The organism is Pyxidicoccus sp. MSG2 (assembly GCF_026626705.1).
Lineage (GTDB): Bacteria > Myxococcota > Myxococcia > Myxococcales > Myxococcaceae > Myxococcus.
In genome coordinates this window covers 5,358,452-5,382,446 of the sequence record NZ_JAPNKC010000001.1, presented here as the reverse complement: position 1 = coordinate 5,382,446, position 23,995 = coordinate 5,358,452, and the positions used below count along the sequence as shown (strand labels likewise).

Sequence of the window (23,995 nt, the reverse complement as noted above, 5' to 3'; positions counted from 1 at the left end):
ATGCTTTGAGCCGCAAATACGAGACTGGCAGTGGGGCCAGCAGCCGGGCTTCACCGTGCGTCGGGAGACAGCACACGGACGGCGCATACGGCGCGGACGTGACAGGTCTCTCGCGGTACACGCGGAAACTGTGTCGAAGGAAACCGGCGCACCCGTGGGCACGGGTGCGCGGAGGTCGGTCTCAGCGCGCGCTGACGGGACCCTTGCCCGTGGGCTTCACGGTGCCGTCCTCGGAGATGCGTGCGCCCGTCTCGGGGAAGTCCTCGGCGGTGAGGCGGCTGACGAGGGGGATGACAGCGCCCGCCGCGTCCGGCTGGGCGATGCCCTCGCCCACCTGCTTCGTGGGGAGGATGCGGGCGGACTCGAAGCGGCCGTCGCCGTGGAGCTCCACCTCCAACACCATGCCCAGCCCCTGCGCGCCCGTCAGGGTGAAGCGGCCGTAGGTGGCGAAGTTCCCCAGCGAGTAGGCGATGAGCCGGCCCTTGTAGAACTCCATGCCGCGCACCACGTGCGGCCCGTGGCCGATGACCAGGTGCGCGCCCGCGTCCACCACCGCGCGGGTGAAGGTGCGCAAGTCACCACGGTCCTCGCCGAAGAACATCTCGCGGCCTTCCGGCACGTGGAGCGCCTTGCTGCCCTCGGCGCCGCCGTGGAAGGAGACGATGACGAGGTCATGCTCCGCCGCGGCCGCGCGCACCAGGGCCGTGGCCGTGGCCAGGTTGTTGAGGTGGTTGCACGAGGGCGACGTGTGGAAGGCCACTACGCCGATGCGCAGCCCGTTGCGTTCCACCGTGGCGATGGAGCCCGGCGGGCCGCTCCAGGGGATGCCCAGCGCGTCGAGCGTGGACTCCGTCTCGCGGCGGCACAGCTCGCCGAAGTCGCCGGAGTGGTTGTTCGCGGTGGAGACCACGTCCACGCCCGCCTCCTTCAGCGGCACGCCGTAGGCCGTGGGCGAACGGAACGCGTAGCAGTTGCCCTTGGAGCGGCACTTGGTCGTCTTGCCACCGTCGCACAGCGGGCCCTCGAGGTTGGCGAAGGTGAGGTCCGCGTCCTCGAGCAGCGGGCGCACGCCGACGATGACGCCGGCGGGGCCCTCGGGAGGCAGGTGGCCTTCGGGCACGGTGGTGCCGAGCATGACGTCACCCACGGCGCGGATGCGCACCTTCGCGCCCGGCGGCGGGGGCGGGCGGTTGCTGGCCTGCGGCGCGCGGGAGAGCTTCTCCTGGAGGGCGGCCTGGCCCTGCGCCTGCGCGAGCGCCGTCTCCAGGTCCGCGTGGTCGGGGTCCAGCTTCTTCACCTCGGTCCACTGCGCGAGCGCGTCCGCCCAGCGGCCTTCCACCTGGTACGCCCAGCCCAGCTCCCAGCGGCAGTCCACGCGCGAGGGCGCGGCCTGCACGCAGGCGGACAGCTCGGTGATGGCGGTGCGGGTGTCCTTCGCCTGGAGCGCGGCGAGGCCGCGGGAGTAGCTCGCGTCCGCGTCGACCACAGCGGGAGCGGTGGGTGGCGTGCGCAGGGCCACGGCGGCGGCGCGCACGGCGCTGACCGCGGCCTCGGCGGCGACACGGCCGACGTCGGAGACGATGGCGTCGGGAGTCGGAGACGCGGCCGAGGTGGCAGGAGTCGGGGGCGTTCCCGAGGCGGGCGAGGGCGATACGGACTCTGGCGTGATGACCGGAGGCGCCGTCACCTGGGCGGCAGCCACGGCGATGCCCACGTGCCCCTCATCCCGGGCCACGGCCTTCACCGAGGCAGTGCCGGCAATCCTCGCGGCATTCGCGACAACGGCCGCCCGCGCATCCTCATGCACCGCGGCCTTCACGGATGCACTGCCCGCGAGCACGGCGGCACTGGCGATGCGAGCCCGAGCCGCATCCATGACCGCGGCCTTCACGGACCCGGCGCCCGCGAGCGCGGCGGCGCTGGCCGTGTCTTCGGAGCCGGAGTCATCCCGGAGCGCGGCCTTCACGGACGCACTGCCCGCGGTGGAGAGCAGCTCGGCGGTGCGGGCCTGTGCTGTGGAGAAGTTGTGGGTGGAAGCGGGCTCGCGTGCCGAGGGAGCACCCGGCGTGGTGGCGAGCGCCAGCATCAGGAAGACGGACGAGGGCATGGCCCGCGCATCTTACGGGTCGTCCGGGCGTTCGGGGGTGATTGGCATGCGCTCGCCCCATCGGCAGCCGGGCAGGAGACACACACCCCATCAGCCAGGGTGATGGGGTGTGCGGCACCGAGCAGGCACACCAGCGGTTGAGGCGGCTCAGCCGAGCAGGTCCAGCAACAGGGAGCGGCTCCGCTGGCGCGGCAGCAGGCGCAGGCGGCGCAGTTCCTTGCGCTTCACCTTGCGCTCCAGCGCACTGTGCACCGAGAGCTGACCCGGCCCGCGCAGCAGCAGCCCGAGGGCGATGGAGCACAGCGCGAGGTTGAACTCGAAGCCACCCTTCGTGTTGTCGAAGCCCTTGGACCTGTGGACCTTGGCGATGGCGAACGCCTGGGTGACGAGCACGCCCAGCGCGGCGGGCCGGGTGGCGAAGCCGAGGATGGCGCTCACGCCCGCAATCAATTCGGTGATGCCCGTGGCCAGCACCAGGGGCCGGGCCGGCTTGAGTCCGACCTGCTCGAAGAAGCCCGCGGTCTGCTCCATCCCTTCCTTGCGCAGCTTGCTCAGTCCGTGCACCACCATCGTCGACCCGAGTGACAGGCGCGGTGGCAGCAGGGCTGCTGACTTCAGGATGCTCGGTTGCTCGGTCAGGGATGCCACGTTCATTCCCACTCCTCCTTGAGGCGGCCTGAGGCCAGTCCGGAAACCCGGGTACGTTGGGGCCGGTCGCTCCCCATGGCACCCCGAGTCACGCCCTCCTCACTCGCCGAGCAGGCGGGCCGGCGTCGCACTTCACGAGTCCGCGTGGGTGCCCCCGTCCCGAGGGCATCCCCGCATCCGGAGTGACTCGACCCGGATGCCGGCTGGCGCGAGACTCCCTCCACCATGTCCCTGCGCTGGTCGTTCCTGTTGCTGTCGCTGTCCGTTCCCGCCCTCGCGCAGGACGGTGTCGCCGTGCGAGTGCGCTGCCCGGAGAAGTGCACCGTGGTGCTCGATGGGAAGCACGGGCGGCGGGTGACGGACTCGACGTGGGAGTTCGAGGGCATCGCGACGGGCACGCGGCGCGTGGAGGCCACGGGCCTGCTGGGACGGCCGCTCGCCAGCGGGTTCGCGGACATCCCGGACGTGGCGGAGGCGGACGTCTTCCTCGCGAGCAACAAGCGCATCGTGGTGGAGCGGGGCAGCACCAGCCCGCCCGGCACACCGGAGTGGGCGGAAGGGGAGGGCGCGAGGCCGCGCGAGAAGGTCGGAGCAGGGGAGAAGAGCGTGGCCATCGTGCGGTGTCCCGAGAACTGCACGGTGCTGCTCGACGGACGCCGAGGTCTTGGACGGGATGGCCGCACGTGGGAGTTCAAGGACGTGAAGCCGGGACGCAGGCGCGTGGAGGCGAATGCCGCCCTGCTCAACCGGCGGCTCTTCGTCGGCTACGTGGAGGTGCCCGCGGGTGCGAGGGTGACCTTCTACGGGGACTCGAAGGGGAACCTGAGGCTCACGGAGGACCGGAGCCTGGAGGCCGCGGAGCAGGCTCGCGAGGGAGGGGGTTCACACCTCAACGTGCGTTGTCAGAAGCCGTGCACGGTGTCGCTGGACGGAGCGCGGCGGGGTTCGAGCAACGCGACGAGCGTGGTCATCCGGGACGTGGAACCCGGAGCGCATGACCTGGAGGTGGTCTTCACGGTGGGCAGGAGCCGGAGGCGCACCACGCTCGATGTGAGTGAGGGCAGCGAGCTGTTCATCACCGCTTCGGAGGGTGAAGGGTTCCAGGTGACGAACACGAAGCCGCTGGCACGCGCTCCGTAGAGAAGCTCAATCGCCTGTGTCTCCCGAGAGGGGAGACACCCGTTCCGCGAGCGGTGGGTCCATCAGCGCGGCCACCTCCGCGGAGTAGCCGCCCGGAGCCTCACCGTGGACGATGAGCGGCGGGCGTACGGCGAGTCCCCTGTTACGGTCTCTCAATGCCTGCACCAGGAAGCGCGTGGCCGGCGAGTCCACGCGCGAGTGCACGAAGCGCAGCACGGAGGGGTACAGCTTCGCCTGGGTCAGCAGGCCGAGCACCTCGGCGACTCGGGAGGCCGGGTACACGAGGCACACGGTGCCTCCGGGTATCAGCGCGTAGCGGGCGGCTGCGACCACGTCGCTCGCGTCACAGGCGACCTCGGACTTGGACACGGCGCGCTCGTCGTCGGGACTGCGGACTCCCGCGTTGGCCACGCGGAACGGTGGGTTGGACACGACGTGTGCGTAGTGCCCGCCGGGCACGAGCTCACGGATGCGCCGCAGGTCACCCAGCAGCGGCTTCACGCGGGCCTCACAGTCGTTGAGCACCACGGCCCGCTGCAGTCGAGCGTGTACCGCGGGCTGCAATTCCAGCGCGTCCACGGGCCCGAGGTTGAATTGTTTCACGAGCAGGAAGGACACCACGCCACTGCCCGTGCCCAGCTCCAGGATGGGACCTGGAGTGCCCGTGTTCTCGGTCGCCGCGAAGTGCGCGAGAAGCACGGCGTCCAGCGTGAAGCGGTAACCGTTCCGGCGTTGAAGCACCCGTACCCCCGCCGTGCCGATGGAGTCGAGCGTTTCGTCGGGAGCGGTGGGTTGGGACATGTGCGGGTGAGCCTATACCTCCGAGAACTTCATGCCGGTGGCGCCCGTGTGCTCCAGGGTCGAACCCCGTTGCCCGTGTTCAGCCGCACCACTCGCGGGTTCGCGCATCCCACCACCAACGGAATCAGCCACGCGTGCCTCCCAAGGCTCGAGAGCCTCAGGGTCATTCGCGGCAAGCTTCCCTGTACGAAGAGCGGGCAGCCAGGCACCCACTGATGCGTGAATCGCACCATCTGGTGCAATAGAGTGCATCTAAAGCATCTTTACAGCCAATAGATTGAAATGCCCCGTCAGAACCTCAACTCCGACACGACCCCTGTCAGCGTCCTTCGTGCGGTGACCCGCCTGGGCCAGAACATCGCCCGCGCGCGGATCCGACGCGGCTTGAGGCAGGTGGACCTCGCGAAGAAGACGGGGCTCGCCCTGGGAACCCTCAAGCGCATCGAAGAGGGCAGTCCTACCACCGCGCTCAGCGCCTACTTCACGGTGCTCTGGGCCCTGGGGCTCGAGCGCGAGTTCGAGAACCTCGCCTCGCCAGACCGCGACGAGGAGGGAAAGACGCTGGAGCTGGCGCGTCAGCCCAAGCGCGTACACCCCAAGGCGGACCTCGATGCCGACTTCTGACGACTCCAGTTGCTACGTGTACATCCAGCTCCCGGAGTCCATGGAGGTCGTCACCTGCGGGCGCTTCGTGCAGCAAGGCGACGTGGGGCGCTTCGTCTACGGAAGAAGCTACCTGTCCAACCCTCGCGCGGTGGAGCTCGAGAAGTTCGAGCTCCCCTTGCGTCCGGGCACGTTCGAGACAGCGAAGCTCGGCGGCATCTTCGGCGCCTTGCGAGACTCCTCACCGGATGCATGGGGACGCAGGGTCATCGAGCGCCAGCTGGGTCATGCCGACCTGACTGAAGTCGACTTCCTCCTCCAGTCACCCGAGGACCGGGCGGGGGCGCTGTCCTTTGGACTCAGCACCACACCGCCCGCACCCGTCCATCAGTTCAACAAGGTGCTCCAACTGGGCCTCCTGCTCCAGGAAGTCGAACGAATCGAGCAGGGCCTGCCGCCCTCCGTGCAACAAGTCAGCGACCTGGTGAACCCGGGCAGCTCCATGGGAGGCGCGCGCCCCAAGAATGTCGTGGAGGACGAGGAGGGTTTGTGGGTGGCCAAGTTCCCGGCCCGCAGCGACCGCTGGAACAACGCAGCCGTCGAAGGCGGCATGCTGCAGCTCGCCAGCGAGTGCGGTCTGCGCGCGGCCTTCGCCAGGCGCGTCCACGTCGCGGGCCAGGACGTGCTCCTTGTCCGTCGGTTCGACCGGAGACGCATCGGCGAAGGCTACCTGCGGCACCGCATGGTCAGCGCGCTGACGGTCCTCCGCGCCGATGAGAGTCCGCAGGACCGCTCGAAGTGGTCGTACATCCTGCTGGGGGACGAGCTGAAGCGCTGGGTGCGCAACCCGGACGAGGACCTGCTCGAGCTGTTCTCACGCATGGTGTTCAACGCGCTCATCTCGAACATCGACGACCATCCCCGAAACCATGCGCTCATCGCCGCGGGCTCGGAGTGGAGCCTTTCCCCCGCCTACGACCTCACACCGATGCCACAGGCCAGCACCGAGCGTGACCTGGCAATGGAGGTGGGCAGCGCCCAGCACCGGCGCGCCAACCGCCAGAACCTCCTGAGCGAGTGCGGCCGCTTCCGACTGTCGAGAGAAGAAGCCACCCAGCTCATCGACAGGATGAAGGCCCTCGTGTCGGCCCGCTGGCGTAACGTCGTGAAGGAGTGCGGCGGCACCGAGGCCGACGTGAAGGCCATCGAACGCGCGTTCGACTACGAAGGGTTCGAGTACGGCTCTACGCGATGAACCAGGACGGCAGGCCAGACCAAGACTCCGGCCCGCCGTCCCCACGTCACACTACGGCGTGTACACGACGGTCAGCGTGGCGCCCGTGCCGTCCTTCACGAACAGGTACTGCGTCGCCGTCTGATTCCCGCTGAAGCCCAGCCGCAGCTGCGTCTTCCCCGTGAGGTTGATGGCGGAGAGCCCGGCGCCGCTGAAGTCTCCCGAGGCCTTCGTGCCCGACGTGAAGCTGCCGATGCTCGCCACGCTGCTCGCGGTGGCGGCCGTGGCCCAGTCCGCCGTCTCCGTGGTGGCCGCGTTGAACGTGCCGTTCTTCACGTCGATGAGCAGCGTGTTCCCCGCCGGCGTGGACCACGGGTCACCCGAGCCGGACGAGTACGTCACCGTCAGGTACACACGGGTGACCGTCGCCGTGTCCGGAATGCTCGACGTGTCGAAGGACATGAACGAGCGGTTGTACTTCCCATCCGTCCCGCGCCCCAGCGCCAGGCCCGTGAGCGTCCCCAGCGCCGGTGCGCTGCCATCCGCGTTCGCCTTGATGTAGCCGTCATCCCCGGTGATGCTCGTGAAGCTCACCGTCACGGGCGTCGGCGTGCCGCTGTTGCTCACGGTGACGCTCGTGTCGTTGTCCGTGGCCTGGTTCCCCGCCGCATCGAACGCCCGCGCTCCCAGCGTGTGCGTCCCGTTCGAGACACCCGTGCTGTTCCACGCGAACTCATACGGCGCCGCTGTGTCCGTGGACACGGTGCTGCCATCCACCAGGAACTCCACCCGCGCCACGCCCACCGCGTCCGAGGCGCTCGCCGTCACCGTGACGGTGCCGCTCACCGTGGCCCCGTTGGCCGGCGCCGTCACATTCACCGTGGGCGGCGTCGTGTCTCCCGGGGTGACGGCACCCGTGAGGCCGAAGAACTGCGCCTGGTAGTAGACGGCGCAGATATTCACGTCGAGCAGGTACGCGCCCGCGGTGCCGCACACCGTGGAGCTGCCCGGGAAGCTGTACTGCGCGTCCACGGGCACGCCGTGCCCCATGCCCGTCATCTCCCACGTCTCCACCTTCGCGTTACCCGAGCCGTCCCGGTACACCTTGTGCGGGAAGTTGCTCACCGTCTCGGTGGTGTCCGCCGTCTGGTCGATGCCGTGGACGTTGGTCCACTGCTCCATCGCCTCGGTGAGGTTCATCGGCTTCACCGTGAAGTCGCTCGTCCCGTGCCAGATGGAGACGCGCGGCCACGCGCCCGTGTACCCGGAGTACCCGCTGCGCGCCAGGTCACCCCAGGCGGCGGGCGTCTTGTCCACGCCCGGGCTCATGCAGTTGAAGCCCGCGGTCATCGTCAGCGCGCACTTGTACGGGCCGCCCGAGTTGATGGCGCCCGCGGAGAAGACGTCCGGGTAGGTGGCCAGCAGCGCCGGAGCCATGTACCCACCGCCCGAGAAACCACTGAGGTACACCCGCGACGCGTCGATGGAGTACGCGGACTTCATCGCGTCCACCATCTGCTTGATGGAGAGCACCTCGCCCTGGCCGCGGGTGATGTCACCGGGCTCGAACCAGTTGAAGCAACTGCTCGCGTTGTTGCCGCTCTGCTGCTGCGGATAGACGACGTAGAACTTGTAGAGGTTCGCCGCCGCCGTCCAGCCCGTGTTCTCCATGGCCGCGGCCGTCTGCGTACAGCCGTGCATCACCACCACCAGCGGCGCGTTGGCGGGCATCCCCGTCGGCACGTGGCGATACATCAAGAGATTGCCCGGGTTGGTGCCGAAGCCCGTCACCTGCGTCAGCGAGCTCTCGACTTCCAGCACGGCCTCGGGCGCGGCCTCGCGCGGGGACGCTTCTTCGGGGGAACCACAACCGACGGCACTCATGAGCAGGAGCGCCGCGAGACTTGAACCGGGGAACGGCGAGCACGACGGAGCACGGCGGGGGTGTTGCGTGTGCATGGTGCCTCCCGGGCCGCCAGTGGGGGGAGAGCGGCGGCCGAGGAGCGAGACCTGACTCCCTCGACTCTCATTGATTCAAGGCGCGACGCGTCGCCGGACGCATGAAACATGAACCAACATTCAAATCACCGCGCCAGGGCCGACCATGGCGCGTTGCGTCGGTAGATGGGGTGAAAGCTGAACCACCCTTCAGCTCGCGGCATGGGCTGACAGAGGGAAGGCACCCCGTGAGCATCCGGCGGCTACCGCGCGTTGCGCTGGGCGGCCAGTCGCTCGGCCACGTCCAGCACCTTCGCCTCCACGCAGACACCGTCCAACTGGTTGGCTTCGTAGATGCCCGTGGGGCTCGTGACGTTCACCTCGGTGAGGTAGTCCCCGAGCACGTCGATGCCCACCAGCAGCAGCCCGCGCCGGCGCAGCTCGGGCTTCAGCCGCTCGCAGATTTCCAGGTCGCGCGCCGTGAGCACGGCCTTCCGGGGCACTCCTCCGGCGGCCATGTTGCCCCGGTGGTCGTCCTCGGAGGGCACGCGCAGCACGCCGCCCACCGGCTCGCCGTCCACCAGGAGGATGCGCTTGTCACCCAGGCGGCTCTCCGGAATGTACGCCTGCGCCACCACGGCCTCGCGGCCGCCCAGCGTGAGCAACTCCACCGCCGAGCGCGCGTTCCGGTCCGTGGGCGACAGGAAGAGGATGCCCTTGCCGCCGAAGCCGTCGATGGGCTTGAGGATGGTGCCCTGCGCGTTGCGAGAGATGAAGTCCAGCAGCACCGACAGCTCGCGGGTGATGCGCGTGTCCGGCATCAGGTCCGGGTAGCGCAGCGCGAAGAGCTTCTCGTTGGCGTCGCGGATGCCGGCGGGGCTGTTGATGAAGGCGGGCGCCCTGTCACCGCACAGCTCCACCAATTGCGTGGCGTGGAGGAACTCCGCGTCCACTGGCGGGTCCTTGCGCATGAACAGCACGTCCAGCGTGGACAGGGGGTGGGCGGCCTCGTCGAGCACGTCGAAGTGCCGGCCCTGCTCGGCGCGCACGGTGACGCGGCGCATGCGGGCCTCGGCGCAGGTGCCGTTGAAGCGCAGCCAGCCCTGCTCGAAGTAGCGCACCTGGTGGCCGCGCTTCTGCGCTTCCAGCATCAGCTGGAACGTGGAGTCGTGGTTCACCCGCACCGTCTCGAGCGGGTCCATCAGGAAGCCAATGGTGAGCGCGGCCATGCTGTCCGGGGTGGAGGTTGGGGCCGCGAAGATAGCGGAGCGCGCCCACGAGCGCCCCTCATTCGCGGGGACTGTTCACCCTTCGGGAATCTCCGCGAGCTTCAGGCGCAGCGGGAGCTTCTGCCCCGCCATGATGGGCACGGCCAGCACGCGCTTCTTCTTGTCCGGGCCGATGACGAACAGCGTGTGGTCGCCCGCGGGCAGCACCACGTTGAACAGGGGCGTGCGGCCCAGCTTCTTCTTGCCGCGGTACACGTCCGCGTCCGGCGTCACCACCAGCGTCAGCTTCCCCTTGCCGCGCGCCGGGGACTCGGTCGTCCGCACCGGCTTCGTGCCCTTGTCCTCACGCACCGGAGGCGGCTCCACCTTCACCTGCGCCACCGCCGTCCCCGCGTCCGGCTCCGGCGTGCCCGGCTCGCGGAAGACGGGGAGCCGCGGGTCCACCAGGGTGCGCAGCTCCGGCACGGGCTCCACCGTCGCGTTGAGCACCTGCGACAGGCGCCACGCGGCGAAGCCTCCGCCCACGACGATGCCCACCAGCAACAGTCCCCACAGCGCATTGGACAGCCGGGACGACGGGCTCTCCGTCTTCGCCGTGTCGGCCACGGCGGGCTGCTTCCCCGTCCCCCGTCCGCGGCGCGACGGCTTGCGCGGCACCGAGGCGACGCCGCTCTGGGGCGTGGAGTCGTCCAGCCGCTCCGGCAGGTACGGCCCGTCATCCCCGCGAAGCGCGCGCTTCGCCTTGTCCACCATGGAGGTGCTCGCCGTGCCCTCCGCGCTCTCCAGCAGCGAGCGCGTGGCCGCCATCCGCTCGGCGAACAGCTCCTGCATCATCGACGCCCGGTGGTCCGAGTCCATCAGCAGCCGCGCCGCGGCCGCTTCAATCGCCCGGGCCATGTCGCGGCCGTTGAGGAAGCGCTTCTCTCGGCTGCGCTCCAGCGCCTGCATCACCACCTTGGACACGCCCTCCGGCACGTGCGGCGACACGTGCGAGGGCCAGGGGATGGGCGCCTCGAGAATCTTCACCATCTCTTCGCGCTCGTCCTTGCCGGCGAAGAGGCGCGCTCCGGTGATGAGCTCGTGCATCATCACCCCCACGGAGAACAAGTCGCTGCGGCCGTCCAGCTTGTCGCCGCGCACCTGCTCGGGGGACATGTACCCGGTGGTGCCCTTCACGGTGCCGGCGCTGGTGCGCTCCAGGCTGCCCTTCGCCTTGGCGATGCCGAAGTCGAGCAGCTTCACCACGCCGTCGTACGTCACCATGATGTTCTTCTGCGCGACGTCGCGGTGGATGACGGGGCTGGGCTCTCCGGAGGGCGCGGTGAAGGTGTGCGCGTAGTGCAGCGCCATGCAGACGTCGCGAGCCACCGACAGCGTGAAGCCGATGGGCATCTGCTGCCTGCGGCGCAGGAAGGCGCTCGTAATCTGGTTCAGGTTCTGCCCGGCGATGAACTCCATGGACAGGTAGAGGCCGTCGTCCTCCTGCCCCAGGTCGAACACCTGGGCGATGTTGGGGTGGTTGAAGGCCGCGGTGATGCGCGCCTCGTCGAGGAACATGCGCTCGAACTGCGCGTTGTCCCGCACGTCCGGGAGGATGCGCTTGATGACCACGTACTTGCGGAAACCACCCGGACCCGAGGTGAAGCCGAGGAACAGCTCGGCCATGCCGCCCACGGACAGCTGGGTGACGACCTCGTACTTTCCGATGCGCTCGCCCCGATACAAGTCGATGGGGAAACCCTCCACCAGCGCCCCGCTCCCGGGGACCCTCAACCGTTACGGACGATAACAGGCTTGTAGGGGACGGACGTCCCGTGAGAATCCGCCGGCACGGCCCGTGGGCCCCGCATCCACTCGGTGCCTGTGGATGGCCTGTGGACAGAGGGGGTGGGGTTGTGGAGAAGCGGGGGCGTGGATCAACACCTGTGGGAGCCCGGGGGAAACCTCCAGTTTACCCACATGTAGCAGCGCGCGGATTCCTGAGTCATCTCGCGAGCTTGCTGACTTGTCCCCAAGTCTGGGGTCCCTGCTTCTACTACCGTTAGATCAATACCTCTATGAACCTATAGAAGAAGCAGTCGGCGGGTGGGGACAATGCGCCCTGTGGATGTGGAGACACAGGGCTGTAGAGTGCCAGGTCGGTGCGCGCCCTCATCCTTCCGCTCTGGCTGTGCGCGGCTTCCGCCTGGGGCGCGGAGCCTCCGCTGACGCGGGCAGAGCAGGCCTTCGACGCGCTGGAGTTCGACGCGGCCGCGGCGGCCTACCAGGAGGCCCTGGCTGCCCCTGGGAGCCGCGCGGAGCGGCTGATGGCATGGGAGGGGCTGGCACTGGCTCGCGCCTTCATGGGGCAGCCCCAGGAGGCCCAGGAGGCCTTCGAGATGTTGCTGGTGCTGGACCCGGATGCGCGGGTGCAGGCGTCGCTGGGGCCGAAGATTCGCGCTCCGTATGAGGCGGCACGCAAGGCGCTCGAGGGCCAGCGGCCGGTGCTGACGGTGACGCGCGCGAAGGACGGGCGGGTGGTGGCCACGCTGGAGCAGCCCCGGCCGGTGGCGGTGGAGCTGCTGGTGGCGGTGCGGCAGCCGGGCGCGGCGGGCTTCAGCGCGGCGGTGGGGAAGCCGCCCGGGCCGGTGGCGGTGAAGGCGGCACCGGAGCGCGCGGTGGAGGCCTATGCCATGGCGCGTGACAGCGGCGGTGCCGTCCTGTTCGAGCAGGGCAGCATGCGGGCGCCGCTGCGGTTCGATGCCCAGGTGGCACCTCCGCCGGCGGTGGCGGCGGCGCTCGAGGTGGCACCGCCGGGAGTGGAGGAGCAGGTGGAGGAGGGGCGGCCGGTGTGGCCCTTCGTGGTGGGCGGCGTGGGACTCGCGGCGGCCGCGGGCGTGGTGCTGGGCGTGGTGCTCAGCCAGCCTCCGCCACTCGCGCTGCCGCCAGCGGACCGGACGGAGCGACTGCCATGACATGGGCCTCGCGGCTGCTCGCCCTCGCCGTGCTGCTGGTGCTGGGCGCATGCGAGGAGACTCCGACGCTGGTGGAGCCGGACCTGTGCGCGAGCGTGGCCTGTCCCGGCGGGCAGACGTGCGTGGAGGGCCGATGCCTCGCCACCACGTGCCGGGGCCTGGCCTGCGGCGCGGGCCAGGTCTGTGAGCAGGGTGCGTGCGTGGAGCCCGCGTGCCTCGGCGTGACGTGCCAGCCGGGCGAGCGGTGCCGGCAGGGCACCTGCGGCCGGGTGGGCTGCGGCTCTGGCGTGGCGTGCTTCCCGACGGAGCGCTGCGTGGAGTCGGCATGTGCGTATGACACCTGTATCGGCGTTGCATGTCCGCAGTCCACGGTGTGCAGGCCGGGCGGCGTATGCCGGAGCGTCGCGTGCAGCGGCGGCTTCGACTGCGAGCCGGACGAGCGCTGCGGCGCGGACGGCCGCTGCGTGCCGGCCTCCGGCTGCGCGGTCGTACGCTGCCCGTCCCAGCAGGTGTGCCGTGACGGCGCGTGCTCGGCGCTGGCCTGCACCACCGACACGGACTGCGGCACGGGTGAGACATGCCGTGGCGGCACCTGCCTGCCCGTCACCGATGCGTGCTCCACCGTGCCCGCGTGTCCCTCCGGCCAGGTGTGCCGCGCGGGCGCCTGCCAGGAGGTGACGTGCGGAGCGGGGCGGCCGTGCCAGGGACTCGAAGGCTGCCGCTCCGGACGTTGCGAGGGCCCCGTGCGCCATGAGGCCCAGGGCGTGGCTCCGGCCGGCGCCGTGCTGCCGTCGGGGCGGGGCAGTGTGGGCGGCGGCATTGGCGGAGGGCCCATGCGCGGTCCGACGCACACGCTCTATCCCGGCATCGTTCCCTGAAGCGACGGCGCGAGCCGTCGCTCGAGACATCGCGACGAGGGACGTCGCTCAGGCAATCACGGCGCGCAGGCGCTCCAGCAGCATGGGCAGCTTGTCCAGCAGCTCGCGGTCCATGTTCTCCAGCGCGCGGCGGAGGATGGCGAGGTCATCCGGCTCGCGCTCCGCGTTCACCATGCGCTGGAGTCCTCGCAGGCGCTGGTTGCGGAGCACCAGGCTGTCCAGCGTGTCTTCCAGCTCCTCGGCCAGCTCCGGGCGCAGCCGGAGGTCTCGGCCGATCAGCTCGCGAAGCTGTTCCACCAGATAGGTCAGGTCCCAGGATTCTTCGTATCCAGCCCGGCGTGACATCTATCGCAACCCGTCGCGTGCCACCGGGCTCAAGCCAGTGCGCGGGCGCGGACGAGCCCGGCGAGCGTGAGGCGCGAGCGCGCCGGGTCCAGCTCCACGCTCACGTGGCAGCCCGCCAGGTCCAGCCGCAGCGTGTACGGCGCCGAGGAAGGGAGCAGGTTCCGCTCCTGGTGTGCAAGTGCGGCCATGCGGAACAACTCAGCCAGCAGTTCCTGCCGGGCCTCCGACGGCAACCCATCCACCGTGGCCTGCAGTCCACGTGGGATGAGCACGGTGAAGGCCTGCGACGACTGTGACGTGCCAGCGGAGTCGGCGGAGATCATGCCCCGCCCGATTGCCAGAACCGTACCCCCGTGCAGTCCAGCCATTCCGCGCGGTTGCGGAGGCTCGGCATGGACTCACATGAAAAAATCACTGGTACATCCAGGCACAGCCCTGAACTCTTTGAAGTCCCCGCTGTGGCTCCAGGTGGGAGGGTTTCTCGAGCACTTCTCGCGGGGAGCCTGTCTTCCCGTGGGCGCGCGCCCTGCCCTGGAGTGCCTCAGGGGATGCGGCAGCAGATGGCGTAGGCGGTGGGCGCCGGCACACCCGTGGTGCTGTTGCGGCACCGGTAGCCCGGGCCGCCCGTGGACACCGCGCCGCTATCCAGCGTGACTCCCACGGGCATGAAGTCCACGCCGCCAGGGCCCTCCAGGTTGCCGCAGCCGCCTCCGTTGAGCTGCTCGTTGCTGGCGCACCACGCGACGGAGGCCTGGTTGTCCCCCGTGTCATTGGCCGAGGCCTGGCGGTACGTGCATGCCAGCACGGGCTTCGCGTGCGAGTGGTCCGCGCGCGCGGCGGTGCGCAAGGTGCCGTTGCTTCCACCAGAGGTGGAGAAGGCGACGCTCACGGTAGGCGGCGTGCCGGCGCTGACGGACAAGCCGTCCCCGAAGGTGGGGGCCGGCGTGTCGAGCTTCGCCTTGTCCGCGGGGGACATGAAGCCGGCGGTGGTGGTCGTGGCCGCTGCGTGGGCATGGTCCCCACGGGCGACGGTGCGCAAGGTGCCATTGTTCCCGCCGGAGGTGGTGAAGGCGACGCGCACGTTGAGAGGCGTGCCGCTGGCGGCGAGGCCGTCGCCATAGGTGGGCGCGGGTTCGTCCAGCTTCGCCTTGTCGTCGGCGGACAGGAAGCCGTCGGAGGTGGGCGTGGCGGCGGGGTGGGCGTGGTTGGCGTTGGCGAAGGTGGCGGGGGCGCGGCCGTCGAGGAGGCGGCTGTCCTGTGCGCGCAGGGCGAAGGGCACGGAGGCCATCTGCAGGCGCGGGGTGAGCTCCGACTGGCCGGTGATGGCGACGCCGAGGAACAGGGCGCTGCCCTCCGTCAGCTCGTACCGCAGCGGCTGCGCGGAGCCGAGCACCACCGCGTAATAGCCATTCGTCACCTGGACGGAGGGCATGCGCTCCTGCCACAGGGGCGTGCCGCCGCCAGGCGTGGCGTAGAGGGTGAAGGTGAGGTCCTGCGGCGTGTTCTCCGGTGTGCCGTCCGCGCGCACGAGGCGGCCCTGGAAGGCCAGGGTGCGCGGCACGTCCTCCGCGGCGCGGGAGGCGGGCGCGGCCAGTAGCAGGAGCATGGCGAGCGCGAAGGCGGAGCGAAGGGCGGACATTGGAGACGGCTCCAGGTGGGAGGCGGTGCCCAGTCTACAGGGTGCACCGTTCAGCAACCGAAACGCATGTCGTTACGGGAGGGTGGCTGGCCGACAGCGGAGGAGCTTCCGGGGTGCCCCCCTCGCATCCTTCCCTCGCGAGGGTTATATGCGACCTCTCCGGGGAGGCACCCATGGCGCGCGCGACGAGAGCAGGCGGGGTGGGGCGGGCGGTCATCCTGCTGGCGGTGGTGCTCGGGGCGGGCCTGGCCTGCCGGGAGAAGCCATTGGTCGGCGCCGTGGGGCGGCTGCGGCTGTCCCAGGAGCGCGTGGAGTTCCCCGCCGCGTACCCCGGCACCATGCGCGAGGCCGAGGTGCGGGTCGTGAATGGCGGCCGCGCGCCGCTGGACGTCACCTGGACGGAGGTGACGACGCCCTTCTTGCTGATGGACGTGCTGCCCGTGCGCGTGGAGACGGGCGAGGTGCCGGTGCGCCTGCGCTTCTCGCCGTCCGCGGTGGGCACGTACGAAGTCACGGTGACGGGCACGGCTTCCGACGGCGGTCGCGTGGACCTGGTGCTCGTGGCCGAGGCGAAGCCGATTCCGGACTGCTTCACGCCGGTGACGTGCACCACGGCCACCTTCGACGTGAACACCGAGCAGTGCGTGGAGACGGTGCTGCCGGACGGCACCGCGTGCGACCCGGGCAACGCGTGTCTCACCGACGCCACCTGCCAGGCGGGCCGGTGCAAGGGCAGCGAGCGCGTGTGCGACGACGGCAACGCCTGCACCACGGACGTGTGCCACGCGCTGGACGGCTGCCAGACGGTGCCGGCGCCGCCATGCCCGGGGGACGGGAAGTGCAGGGTGGGCACGTGCGACCCGGTGAAGGGCTGCGGTCTGGCGCCCGCGCCGGATGGCACCTTCTGCGGCTCGGCGCGCGGGTGTGACGCCGCGGACGTGTGCGTGGAGGGCCGGTGCGCGCGTCGCGATTTGCCGGACGGCTTCGTGTGTGCGAACGCCAGCCCGTGCCAGGGCGAGGGCCGCTGCAACGGCCCGGTGTGCGAGCGCCCCGAAGCGATACAGCTGGCGGCGGACTGGAGCTACGACGCGCGGGCCGAGGGTCAGGGCCTGCACGACATGCTGGTGGGGCCCGAGGGCGACGTGACGCTGTCGGGCTTCTACGCCGCGCCGGTGCTGGACGTGACGGGCAAGAGTCCGGTGCGCTCTTCCGATTCGGCGCGGCGCTGCATGCTGTGGAATGACCGGCTGCTGTGCATGGACCTGCCGCAGGACGGCACGGTGTCGCTGCTGGAGCGCTCCACGGGCGCGCCGCGGTGGACCTTCACGCTGGCCCAGGCACGGCCGGACTTCGCGCAGAAGACGCTGACGCTCTTCCTGGCGCGGCTGGCGGTGATGGCGCCGGACCGGCTGGCCGCCCTCTTCGAGGCCTACCCCGCCGGGCAGCCCCGCGACACGCTGTGCCGCATGTACTTCCTGGTGGTGCTGGATGCCTTCGGCCGCATGGTGTCCGCGCAGGAATTGACGGACCCGCTCCTGGCCGAGTGCAACCACCCGCACCCCTTCGGCCTCGCGTCGGACGTGGTGGGGGACTTGTACGTGGCCTTCTCCAAGACGACGAACGTGGGAGCCCCGCTGCAGGCGGGGGCGCCCACGCTGATGATGGCGTTCTCCTCGGACGGGGTGCCGCGCTGGAAGAAGCTGGAGTCCTTCCGCGCCGGCGAGCTGGCGGTGGTGAACGGGCTGCTGATGCCCGAGCGCGGCACGCAGGCGCTGAGCACGGTGGACGGCGCGCCCCTGGGCTCCCTTCCCCAGGAGTTCGGCCGCCTGGTGGCCACCCGCGAGGTGGTGGTGCCGAGCGCGCCGGGCACCTCGCTGAACCCCGGTGGTGGAGCCGCCACCGTGACGGAGTTGAAGGGCTACGGGTTGCCGGCGCTGGGCCCGGCGTGGACGTACACGCTGAAGTCCGGACAGAGCCTGGGCACGAAGGAGCTGCGGCTGGCCTCGTGGCCGGTGGGTGAGGGCCTGCCGCCGGACACCCTGGTGCTCACCACCGCGACGGGCAACAACCAGCGGCTGCTGGTGGGCGTGAATGCGAAGGACGGGAGCGAGGCCTTCCAGTGCTCCCTCGCGTACACGCCGCGCACGGTGCCGCAGTTGCTGGAGCTGGCACCGGGGGCGCTGATGATGATGGAGGGTGCCTCCACCTGCGGCGAGTGCGACCCTCCGTTCGCCTACAGCCAGGCGCGCTTCCTGCGCTTCTCCATGCCCGGACTGCTGCCCGCGAACGAGCCGTGGCCGGGCACCTTCGGTGGGCCGGGGCACGGCCACCATGAGAACCGGGTGCGCTGAGAGGGAGGCCGGGGTGCCTCCCTCCGGGGTGAAGCTCAGCCCAGCGTCTTGATGAGCCGCTCCGCCTGCTCGCGGAGCTCCTTCTCGCCGGCGGGGGCCATCTTGAGCACCTGGCGGGCCATCGCCTTCGCCTTCAACGTTTCACCCTTGCGCGCGGTGACGAGGGCCAGGTTGAGCAGCGGCTCCGCGCGCGAGGGTGCGCGGCGGATCGCCTCCATGAGAATCTCCGAGGCGGCGGTGAGGCGCTCGTCGGCGTTGCCCTCCTCCCAGCGCATCAGGAGGTTGCCCAGGTTGTTGGCGCAGGCCCAGTCGTCCGGGTCCAGGTCCATCGCCTCGCGCCAGGCCGTCACCGCGCCCTCGACGTCGGGCGGCTCCATGGACTCCAGCACCATGGCCTCGATGGACTTCGTCTGCGCCGTGGACAGCCCGCGGTGCGCGAGGCTGCGGCACACGTCCAGTGCCTCCTGGCGGTGCCCGGTGGCCATCATCATCCGCGCCAGGTTGCCCTGCATCGACGCGTCGTCGGGGAACTGCACGGCCAGGCGCTTGGCGAGGCTGAACGACTCGGCCACGTTGCCGCGCGCCGCGAGCACCGCGCCCAGCTGGTTGAGCAGCTCCGGGTGGTCCGGAATCAGCTTCAGGCCCTGGCGCAGCAGGTTCTCCGCCGTCTCCATCTCCCCCAACTGCTGCAGCACCACGCTCCAGATGACGTAGGTGGGCGGGTTGAGCGGGTTGAGCTCCAGCGACTTCTCCAACTGCGGCAGCGCGAGCTTCAGCTCCTCCAGGGCCAGGAGGATGCGGGCCAGGTGGAAGCGGTACGCCGCCATCTCCGGCTCCAGCTCCACGGCCTTCTCGAAGGCCTTGCGGGCCCCGGCGAAGTCCTCCTTCGCGGCCAGCAGGTAGCCCAGGCCGAAGTGCGCCTCGGCGCGCGGGGGCTTCGCCTCGCGGATGACCTGCGTGTAGAGAGCCTGGGCGCCGTCGGTGTCACCGCGCTCCGTGGCCAGCGCGGCCTTCACCAGGCGCGAGTCCGCGTCCTCCACGCCGCCCTTGGTGGCGCGCTGGAGCAACTCCTCCGCGCGCGCCCAGTCACCGTCCACCGATGCCAGCTTGGCGAGCGTCAGCAGCGCGCCCCGGTCGTCCTTGTTCTGCTTGAGGGCGCTCTCCGCGAGTGCCCGGGCCTTGTCGACCTCGCCGGCCTTCAACAGCGCCTGCATGCTCTGGGTGGTCATGGCGGGAGAGTATGCCAGGGGAGGGGGTGGCCCTGAAAACAGAGGGCGCGAGCCCCGTGGTGCTTGGGAGCACCACGGACGACTCGCGCCCGGGGGTGTGGGAGCTGGAGCGGAGCGCTACCAGAACTTCAGCTTCTTCAGCGCGTTGCCGACGCTCTTGGCAACGTCCTTCACGATTTCGACGGGCTTCTCGATGACCTTCTTGACGGTGTCCTTGATGCCCTTGAGGTCGATGTCGACGTTGAAGCCCAGCTTGAAGCCCACGCCGAGCGCCGCGCCGATGTCGAAGCGGGCCTTGAGGCGGCCGTTCTTGAAGCCGAGCTCGGCGTTGAACGCGACACCCGCGCCCGCCCACGCCTCGGCGCGGCCACCGACGCTGCCGAACTTGCCCAGGTTGGCCTGCGCCTCCACACCGGCACGGGCGCCGACGAAGGCGTCGCCACCAATCTTCGCCGCGTAGATGCCCTTGGCCGGGTCGATGGTCAGCTCGCCGTGGGCCTTGGCCTGGGCGCCGACGTACGCCTCACCCGAGGCCTGCAGGTTGTAGTCGCCCTTGCCGACGCGGACGTTGCCCTGCGCGTGCAGCAGCGTGGCGCTGGCCTTGATGTCACCGACGGCCTTGAGCGCGCCACCCTCGAAGGAGACCTTGCCGCTGCCGCTCGCGGACAGCTCGCCCACCGTGAAGCTGCCCTGACCCTGGGCGATGCTACCGGGGCTGCCGAAGCTGCCGGCCTTGCCGTAGCCCACGACGCTCTTGTCGAAGGAGCCCTCGGTCAGCGTCACGCCCGGGAGCTTCCCGGCCAGCTTGCCCAACTTGCCCTGGTTGGCATTGGGGGTGAAGAGGTCGCTCGTGTCGCCGCGCGAGTAGCTCTTGTTGTAGTTCTTGTTGATCTGCCCCGACGACTGGAAGCTGTTCTTGTAGCGACCGTTCTCGTCGATGTGGGTGTTCTTCTTGTCCGGCTGCGTCGCCACCTGGTTCTTCTGGGGCTGCTTGGCGATTTCCGGCTGCTTGAAGGCCTTCGACAGCCCGAGGAAGTTGAAGCCTTGCAGGCTCTTGGTGGACATGGGGGACGCTCCGAGGTCAGGAAATTAAAGCTTGAGCGATTGTCGGTGGGATGTAGCGCGGGGTTGCGTGGGGCTGGATCTTTTGGATCTCCACCCCCCGGGTGCGCACCCACCCATCCGGGGCGGTCAGCGGCCGCTGAACCAGCGGATGAAGAAGTAGAAGGCGGTGGAGACGATGATGCCGGCGGCGCCGGCACCGGGGATGGCCCATGAGGCAGCCTGGACCCCGGGCTCGAGCAGGGCCTGGCCCGGGTCGTTCGGGTCATAGAAGACGGTGACGGGCGCGCGGGGGACGTAACGCGCCGCGTGCGTCTGCGCGTGCTGCTGGCTGCTGACCTCCACCACGTCCCGGCCCAGGGCCGTGCCCGTGTAGCTCTGCCCGTCCACCGTGTAGGTGTATTCCACCCGTGGGCGGTAGAGGACCTGGGGCTTGGGCTTCGGGGCGTCGTCGTCGTAGCTCTCCTCCTGCTTCAGCGAGGGTGCCTCGCGCGAGGTGACGGTGGAGGAGCGGATGGTGCCCTGGGTGGTGGGCCAGTTCTTCGTCCGCGCGGTCTGCCGCATCCGGAGGAATCCCCAGACCAGGACGCCCAGGCCGACGACGCCGAGGATGACGGCGATGGTGGAAAGCACCGACAGGAGCAGTGGCTTCATGATGGGTGCAGCACCATAGCAGCGGTCTCCAGGCTGCCGTCGAGCGGGCCCCCTGGCCGGCTCGCCCATCACATCCTGCGGACCATGCCTCCACCCGGTGAGGAATCACGCGTGGGGGAAGGGCATGGCCGTCGACATCCGCATTCCGGTGCTCGTGCAGGACCCGGTCGCCGCCGGTGAGCGGAGCATTCCCCTGATGGAGTGGGTCCATCTACGAAGCGAGGACGTGGTGCTGGACGGGCCCGTGTCGCCGCGCGTGGCGGTGCTGGATTTGGACGCGCGCACCGGCCGGCTGAGGCGGGGCGCTCGCTTCCAACCCCCCGAGCGGGAGGGCACGCCGGGGACGTTCCTCCTGAAGGACCCCGAGCAACTGGACGCACCGGACGTCATCCAGGTGAGCGTCTTCGGCGCGGTGCTCCGGACGCTGGAGATGTTCGAGGAGGACGATGCGCTCGGCCGCAAGGTGTGCTGGGCCTTCGAGGGCTCGCAATTGCTCGTCGTGCCCCAGGCGGGCGAGTGGGCGAACGCCTTCTACCAGCGCGAGTCCCGCTCCCTGCAGTTCTTCTACTTCCGCCACCCGCTGCTGAGCGGACGCGGGGAGGAGCGCGTCTATACCTGCCACTCGCAGGACATCATCGCGCACGAGACGGCGCACGCGGTGCTGGATGGCATCCTCCCGGACCTGTACCACGCGCTGTCGCCCCAGGCGCTCGCGCTGCACGAGGCGGTGGCGGACCTCACCGCGGCGCTCGCCGCCTTCCGGTGCAAGCCGCTCGTGCGGCAGGTGCTGCGGACGCAGGGAGGCAGCATCGCCAGCTCCGGCGCGTTCAGCGCCATTGGCGAGCAGTTCGGTCAGGCGCTGGGACACAAGGGCCACCTTCGCGACCTGCTCAACCAGAAGACACTGAAGCCCATCGACGGAGGGAAGTCGGAGGACGTCGTCACCTCACTGGAGCCGCACGCGCTGAGCGAGGTGCTCTCCGGCGCGCTCTACTCGGTCCTGCTGAGGCTGCACGAAGCGCTCAAGGACGAGTTCGCGCGCAAGCACCAGGCGCGCACGTCCCTGGTGGCTCCGACGGAGACGGCGCGGCAGACACCGGTAGACGCACCCGAGCCACCGCTGGCACACCAGGGCTTCGTGGCCGATGACGCATGGCAGGAGGCGCGAAGGCGTGTCTCCGGCAAGGCGCTGGCGGTGGCCACTTCGCGCTTCAAGCGGAGCCTGTACCGGGGGCTGGACTACCTGCCGCCGGGAGAGGTGTCGTTCGCGGACCTGGGGCGGGCCATCCTCGCCGCGGACGAGGCCGCGCATCCGGACAGCGGCGAGCCGCGCGTGTGGCTGTGCCAGGAGTTCGTGCGCAGGGGCATCGTGAAACATCCGAGCGAGCTGCGCGTGCGAACCGGCTTCAAGCATCCCGCCCTGTCGCGGGTGGACCTGGACACGCTGGCGAAGAGTGACTGGGCCGCCTACGACTTCGCCAACCGGCACCGCGGTTTCCTGCACATCCCGAGGGGACGCTCGTTCCACATCGCGCCGAGGCTGGTGGTGAAGAAGCTGTCCTATGCGGGCGGTGAGCACGCGAAGAAGCGCGTCACCGAGTGCATCTTCAAGGTCTCCTGGAAGGTGGATGAGCCCGACGAGGTGCCCGGTGGAGAGCTGCCGGACTTGAGACAGGTGACCTTCGGCACGACGCTCGTCATCGACTGCGAGACGCGGCGGGTGCGGGTGCTGCTCACGTCGGACCGGAGCCCGACGCGCAAGCTGGAGCGGGACGGGATGCTGCGGAAGTTGATGGACGAGGACCTGCTGCGCGTGGGGGATGAGGCGCTGGGTCCGGATGGCAAGCAGCTGTGTGGCGCCATCCAGGCGGAGATCTCCGGCGGCGTGCTCCGCGTGGTGGGCACGGCGCACATGCTGCACATGGTGGAGGAACGCCGGTACCGGAATGGGGGTGGGTGATGGCCGCGCTTCGGGTGAGGACGTACAGCGCGCGGTTCGGGGACACGCTGCTCGTCTCGGTGCCGGATTACGACGTGAACACGGGGCTGACGACGGTGCGGCACGTGCTCGTCGACGCGGGCAACCTGCTGCCGGACGAGGACGGTGTGGACCCGGTCTTTCATCCCGTGCTGGAGGATGTGCTGGCACAACTGGACGGCGCTCCCCTGGACCTCTACGTGCTGGCACATGAGCACCTGGGACATGTGAAGGGGCCGCCACCGCGTGAGCCGTTGAAGCTCCGGGATGCATGGCTGACGGCCTCGGCGGCGCCGGACTACGCCGAGCAACACCGCGAGTCAGCGAGGCAGCTCGCGGAGCGCAGGGCTCTGTACGACGACCTACGCGAGTACTGCCGGCTGCGGCCGGAAGCGGCGCGTGGCTCGGTGCCGTCCCTGCTTCTCGGCAATGACTACCGGAAGGCGGAAGCGCGCGCGGAGCTCCTGCGAAGCTCGGCGGAACGCACGCACTACCTGAGCCGGGATGCATCGCCGAAGCGGATGCACCCGCTCAAGGAAGCGACGCTGAAGGTCTGGGCTCCCGAGGTGGAGACCCACGAGTACGTGGGGCGCGTCTTCCCGGTGGCGCTGGGACTGGAGCGGCGGCCGGGAGGGGAGCTGTCACTCCACGTGCCAGGACCTCCGGCCGGAGTGGACGCGAGCGCCTTCTACAACCTGCTCAAGTGGCGGCGCCAGGGAATGGGAGACGACCTGCTCGCCATCGACACGGCTGCGAAGAACACGAGCATCGTCTTCAGCCTGGAGTGGCGTGGCTGGCGGTTGCTCTTCGCTGGAGACGCGGGGACGCGGAGCTGGAAGGTGATGAAGAGACAGGACGTGTTGAGGCCGGTGCACTTCCTCCAGGTGGGGGCCCCTGGCACGCCGGACGAAGACATCCTCGATGACATCCTTCCCGTGGGAGGTGCGGACGGAAGGCAGCGGTACGCGGTCATCTCCGAAGGCAACGGAGTCTCGCGACTCCGCGCACGGTGCATGCCGAGCACCCCTCCCCAGGGGGCGCTCTATGTGGACCTCCTGTTCGAGGACGTGGAGAGGCAGCAGGTGCCTCCGAGACTCCGCCGTGCCGTGCCCGCGCGAGCCCATGGGCTTCGACGACTCACCCGAGGCGGTGGCAAGCGCAGGGCGTGACCTCGCACTGTGGAGAACGTGTCGACCGGTTCTCGC

At 69.9% G+C, this 23,995-nt stretch carries 20 protein-coding genes; 8 read left to right on the top strand and 12 right to left on the bottom strand.

Annotation, left to right across the window (positions count from 1 at the left end; genetic code table 11):
* Nucleotides 1–181: 181 nt before the first annotated feature.
* Nucleotides 182–2,107, bottom strand: a complete 1,926-nt coding sequence (locus tag OV427_RS20850; RefSeq protein ID WP_267857892.1) for a CapA family protein — start codon at nt 2,105–2,107, stop codon at nt 182–184.
* A gap of 147 nt (nt 2,108–2,254) precedes the next feature.
* Nucleotides 2,255–2,761: a DoxX family protein gene (locus OV427_RS20845; RefSeq protein ID WP_267857891.1), complete on the bottom strand. Its 507-nt coding sequence runs from the start codon at nt 2,759–2,761 to the stop codon at nt 2,255–2,257.
* A gap of 219 nt (nt 2,762–2,980) precedes the next feature.
* Here OV427_RS20845 and OV427_RS20840 point away from each other — a divergent pair, with 219 nt between their 5' ends.
* Complete coding sequence (locus OV427_RS20840) at nt 2,981–3,895, top strand: hypothetical protein (RefSeq protein WP_267857890.1); 915 nt, start codon at nt 2,981–2,983, stop codon at nt 3,893–3,895.
* A 6-nt stretch (nt 3,896–3,901) separates the two neighbouring features.
* On the opposite strand, the gene OV427_RS20835 is transcribed toward OV427_RS20840, so the two are convergent.
* Entirely contained in the window at nt 3,902–4,696 is a 795-nt protein-coding gene (locus OV427_RS20835; RefSeq protein WP_267857889.1) for a tRNA1(Val) (adenine(37)-N6)-methyltransferase, read from the bottom strand.
* A 282-nt stretch (nt 4,697–4,978) separates the two neighbouring features.
* Here OV427_RS20835 and OV427_RS20830 point away from each other — a divergent pair, with 282 nt between their 5' ends.
* Both OV427_RS20830 and OV427_RS20825 read left to right on the top strand, forming a co-directional pair.
* Nucleotides 4,979–5,320 (top strand): helix-turn-helix domain-containing protein, encoded by a 342-nt coding sequence (locus OV427_RS20830; RefSeq protein ID WP_267857888.1) that lies wholly within the window; start codon nt 4,979–4,981, stop codon nt 5,318–5,320.
* Nucleotides 5,307–6,554 carry a type II toxin-antitoxin system HipA family toxin gene (locus OV427_RS20825; RefSeq protein WP_267857887.1) on the top strand — a complete coding sequence of 416 codons (1,248 nt, stop codon included), beginning with the start codon at nt 5,307–5,309 and terminating at the stop codon, nt 6,552–6,554. The genes OV427_RS20830 and OV427_RS20825 overlap by 14 nt, the downstream gene beginning before the upstream one ends.
* Before the next feature lie 51 nt (nt 6,555–6,605).
* Here the strand turns inward: OV427_RS20825 and OV427_RS20820 are convergent, their stop codons facing one another.
* The 3 genes from OV427_RS20820 to OV427_RS20810 all read right to left on the bottom strand — a co-directional run bounded on the left by OV427_RS20820 (nt 6,606) and on the right by OV427_RS20810 (nt 11,365).
* A complete protein-coding gene (locus OV427_RS20820) occupies nt 6,606–8,417 on the bottom strand; it encodes a PHB depolymerase family esterase (protein WP_267857886.1) in 1,812 nt (603 codons plus the stop codon).
* 317 nt (nt 8,418–8,734) lie between these two features.
* Nucleotides 8,735–9,700: a glutathione synthase gene (gene gshB, locus OV427_RS20815; RefSeq protein WP_267857885.1), complete on the bottom strand. Its 966-nt coding sequence runs from the start codon at nt 9,698–9,700 to the stop codon at nt 8,735–8,737.
* Between the two features lie 75 nt (nt 9,701–9,775).
* Nucleotides 9,776–11,365, bottom strand: coding sequence for a serine/threonine protein kinase (locus OV427_RS20810; RefSeq protein ID WP_420718363.1), 1,590 nt, complete (start codon nt 11,363–11,365; stop codon nt 9,776–9,778).
* Nucleotides 11,366–11,841: 476 nt separating this feature from the next.
* Here OV427_RS20810 and OV427_RS20805 point away from each other — a divergent pair, with 476 nt between their 5' ends.
* Together OV427_RS20805 and OV427_RS20800 are read left to right on the top strand one after the other, a co-directional pair.
* A complete protein-coding gene (locus tag OV427_RS20805) occupies nt 11,842–12,654 on the top strand; it encodes a hypothetical protein (protein WP_267857883.1) in 813 nt (270 codons plus the stop codon).
* Nucleotides 12,651–13,532 carry a hypothetical protein gene (locus OV427_RS20800; protein WP_267857882.1) on the top strand — a complete coding sequence of 294 codons (882 nt, stop codon included), beginning with the start codon at nt 12,651–12,653 and terminating at the stop codon, nt 13,530–13,532. The genes OV427_RS20805 and OV427_RS20800 overlap by 4 nt, the downstream gene beginning before the upstream one ends.
* A 48-nt stretch (nt 13,533–13,580) precedes the next feature.
* On the opposite strand, the gene OV427_RS20795 is transcribed toward OV427_RS20800, so the two are convergent.
* From OV427_RS20795 to OV427_RS20785, 3 genes are all read right to left on the bottom strand, one after another.
* Entirely contained in the window at nt 13,581–13,877 is a 297-nt protein-coding gene (locus tag OV427_RS20795; protein WP_267857881.1) for a hypothetical protein, read from the bottom strand.
* 29 nt (nt 13,878–13,906) lie between these two features.
* Nucleotides 13,907–14,200, bottom strand: coding sequence for a hypothetical protein (locus OV427_RS20790; RefSeq protein ID WP_267857880.1), 294 nt, complete (start codon nt 14,198–14,200; stop codon nt 13,907–13,909).
* Between the two features lie 218 nt (nt 14,201–14,418).
* A complete protein-coding gene (locus tag OV427_RS20785) occupies nt 14,419–15,516 on the bottom strand; it encodes a hypothetical protein (protein WP_267857879.1) in 1,098 nt (365 codons plus the stop codon).
* A gap of 173 nt (nt 15,517–15,689) precedes the next feature.
* Between OV427_RS20785 and OV427_RS20780 the strand changes: the two genes are divergently transcribed.
* Complete coding sequence (locus OV427_RS20780; protein WP_267857878.1) at nt 15,690–17,867, top strand: tenascin-X; 2,178 nt, start codon at nt 15,690–15,692, stop codon at nt 17,865–17,867.
* A gap of 35 nt (nt 17,868–17,902) precedes the next feature.
* Here the strand turns inward: OV427_RS20780 and OV427_RS20775 are convergent, their stop codons facing one another.
* The 3 genes from OV427_RS20775 to OV427_RS20765 all read right to left on the bottom strand — a co-directional run bounded on the left by OV427_RS20775 (nt 17,903) and on the right by OV427_RS20765 (nt 20,812).
* Complete coding sequence (locus OV427_RS20775; protein WP_267857877.1) at nt 17,903–19,096, bottom strand: tetratricopeptide repeat protein; 1,194 nt, start codon at nt 19,094–19,096, stop codon at nt 17,903–17,905.
* A 117-nt stretch (nt 19,097–19,213) separates the two neighbouring features.
* Nucleotides 19,214–20,161, bottom strand: a complete 948-nt coding sequence (locus OV427_RS20770) for a hypothetical protein (protein ID WP_267857876.1) — start codon at nt 20,159–20,161, stop codon at nt 19,214–19,216.
* Between the two features lie 126 nt (nt 20,162–20,287).
* Nucleotides 20,288–20,812, bottom strand: a complete 525-nt coding sequence (locus tag OV427_RS20765; RefSeq protein WP_267857875.1) for a DUF3592 domain-containing protein — start codon at nt 20,810–20,812, stop codon at nt 20,288–20,290.
* Nucleotides 20,813–20,936: 124 nt separating this feature from the next.
* Here OV427_RS20765 and OV427_RS20760 point away from each other — a divergent pair, with 124 nt between their 5' ends.
* Together OV427_RS20760 and OV427_RS20755 are read left to right on the top strand one after the other, a co-directional pair.
* Complete coding sequence (locus tag OV427_RS20760; protein ID WP_267857874.1) at nt 20,937–22,772, top strand: hypothetical protein; 1,836 nt, start codon at nt 20,937–20,939, stop codon at nt 22,770–22,772.
* Nucleotides 22,772–23,959: a hypothetical protein gene (locus tag OV427_RS20755; protein WP_267857873.1), complete on the top strand. Its 1,188-nt coding sequence runs from the start codon at nt 22,772–22,774 to the stop codon at nt 23,957–23,959. The genes OV427_RS20760 and OV427_RS20755 overlap by 1 nt, the downstream gene beginning before the upstream one ends.
* The last annotated feature ends 36 nt before the right edge of the window (nt 23,960–23,995 follow it).

Coding starts and splice junctions, on each gene's coding strand:
- OV427_RS20810 (WP_420718363.1), bottom strand. CDS start 11,365: ATGGCCGAGCTGTTCCTCGGCTTCACCTCGGGTCCGGGTGGTTTCCGC.
- OV427_RS20820 (WP_267857886.1), bottom strand. CDS start 8,417: ATGAGTGCCGTCGGTTGTGGTTCCCCCGAAGAAGCGTCCCCGCGCGAG.
- OV427_RS20770 (WP_267857876.1), bottom strand. CDS start 20,161: ATGTCCACCAAGAGCCTGCAAGGCTTCAACTTCCTCGGGCTGTCGAAG.
- OV427_RS20825 (WP_267857887.1), top strand. CDS start 5,307: ATGCCGACTTCTGACGACTCCAGTTGCTACGTGTACATCCAGCTCCCG.
- OV427_RS20835 (WP_267857889.1), bottom strand. CDS start 4,696: ATGTCCCAACCCACCGCTCCCGACGAAACGCTCGACTCCATCGGCACG.
- OV427_RS20785 (WP_267857879.1), bottom strand. CDS start 15,516: ATGTCCGCCCTTCGCTCCGCCTTCGCGCTCGCCATGCTCCTGCTACTG.
- OV427_RS20845 (WP_267857891.1), bottom strand. CDS start 2,761: ATGAACGTGGCATCCCTGACCGAGCAACCGAGCATCCTGAAGTCAGCA.
- gshB (WP_267857885.1), bottom strand. CDS start 9,700: ATGGCCGCGCTCACCATTGGCTTCCTGATGGACCCGCTCGAGACGGTG.
- OV427_RS20800 (WP_267857882.1), top strand. CDS start 12,651: ATGACATGGGCCTCGCGGCTGCTCGCCCTCGCCGTGCTGCTGGTGCTG.
- OV427_RS20755 (WP_267857873.1), top strand. CDS start 22,772: ATGGCCGCGCTTCGGGTGAGGACGTACAGCGCGCGGTTCGGGGACACG.
- OV427_RS20790 (WP_267857880.1), bottom strand. CDS start 14,200: ATGATCTCCGCCGACTCCGCTGGCACGTCACAGTCGTCGCAGGCCTTC.
- OV427_RS20830 (WP_267857888.1), top strand. CDS start 4,979: ATGCCCCGTCAGAACCTCAACTCCGACACGACCCCTGTCAGCGTCCTT.
- OV427_RS20760 (WP_267857874.1), top strand. CDS start 20,937: ATGGCCGTCGACATCCGCATTCCGGTGCTCGTGCAGGACCCGGTCGCC.
- OV427_RS20765 (WP_267857875.1), bottom strand. CDS start 20,812: ATGAAGCCACTGCTCCTGTCGGTGCTTTCCACCATCGCCGTCATCCTC.
- OV427_RS20850 (WP_267857892.1), bottom strand. CDS start 2,107: ATGCCCTCGTCCGTCTTCCTGATGCTGGCGCTCGCCACCACGCCGGGT.
- OV427_RS20780 (WP_267857878.1), top strand. CDS start 15,690: ATGGCGCGCGCGACGAGAGCAGGCGGGGTGGGGCGGGCGGTCATCCTG.
- OV427_RS20775 (WP_267857877.1), bottom strand. CDS start 19,096: ATGACCACCCAGAGCATGCAGGCGCTGTTGAAGGCCGGCGAGGTCGAC.
- OV427_RS20795 (WP_267857881.1), bottom strand. CDS start 13,877: ATGTCACGCCGGGCTGGATACGAAGAATCCTGGGACCTGACCTATCTG.
- OV427_RS20840 (WP_267857890.1), top strand. CDS start 2,981: ATGTCCCTGCGCTGGTCGTTCCTGTTGCTGTCGCTGTCCGTTCCCGCC.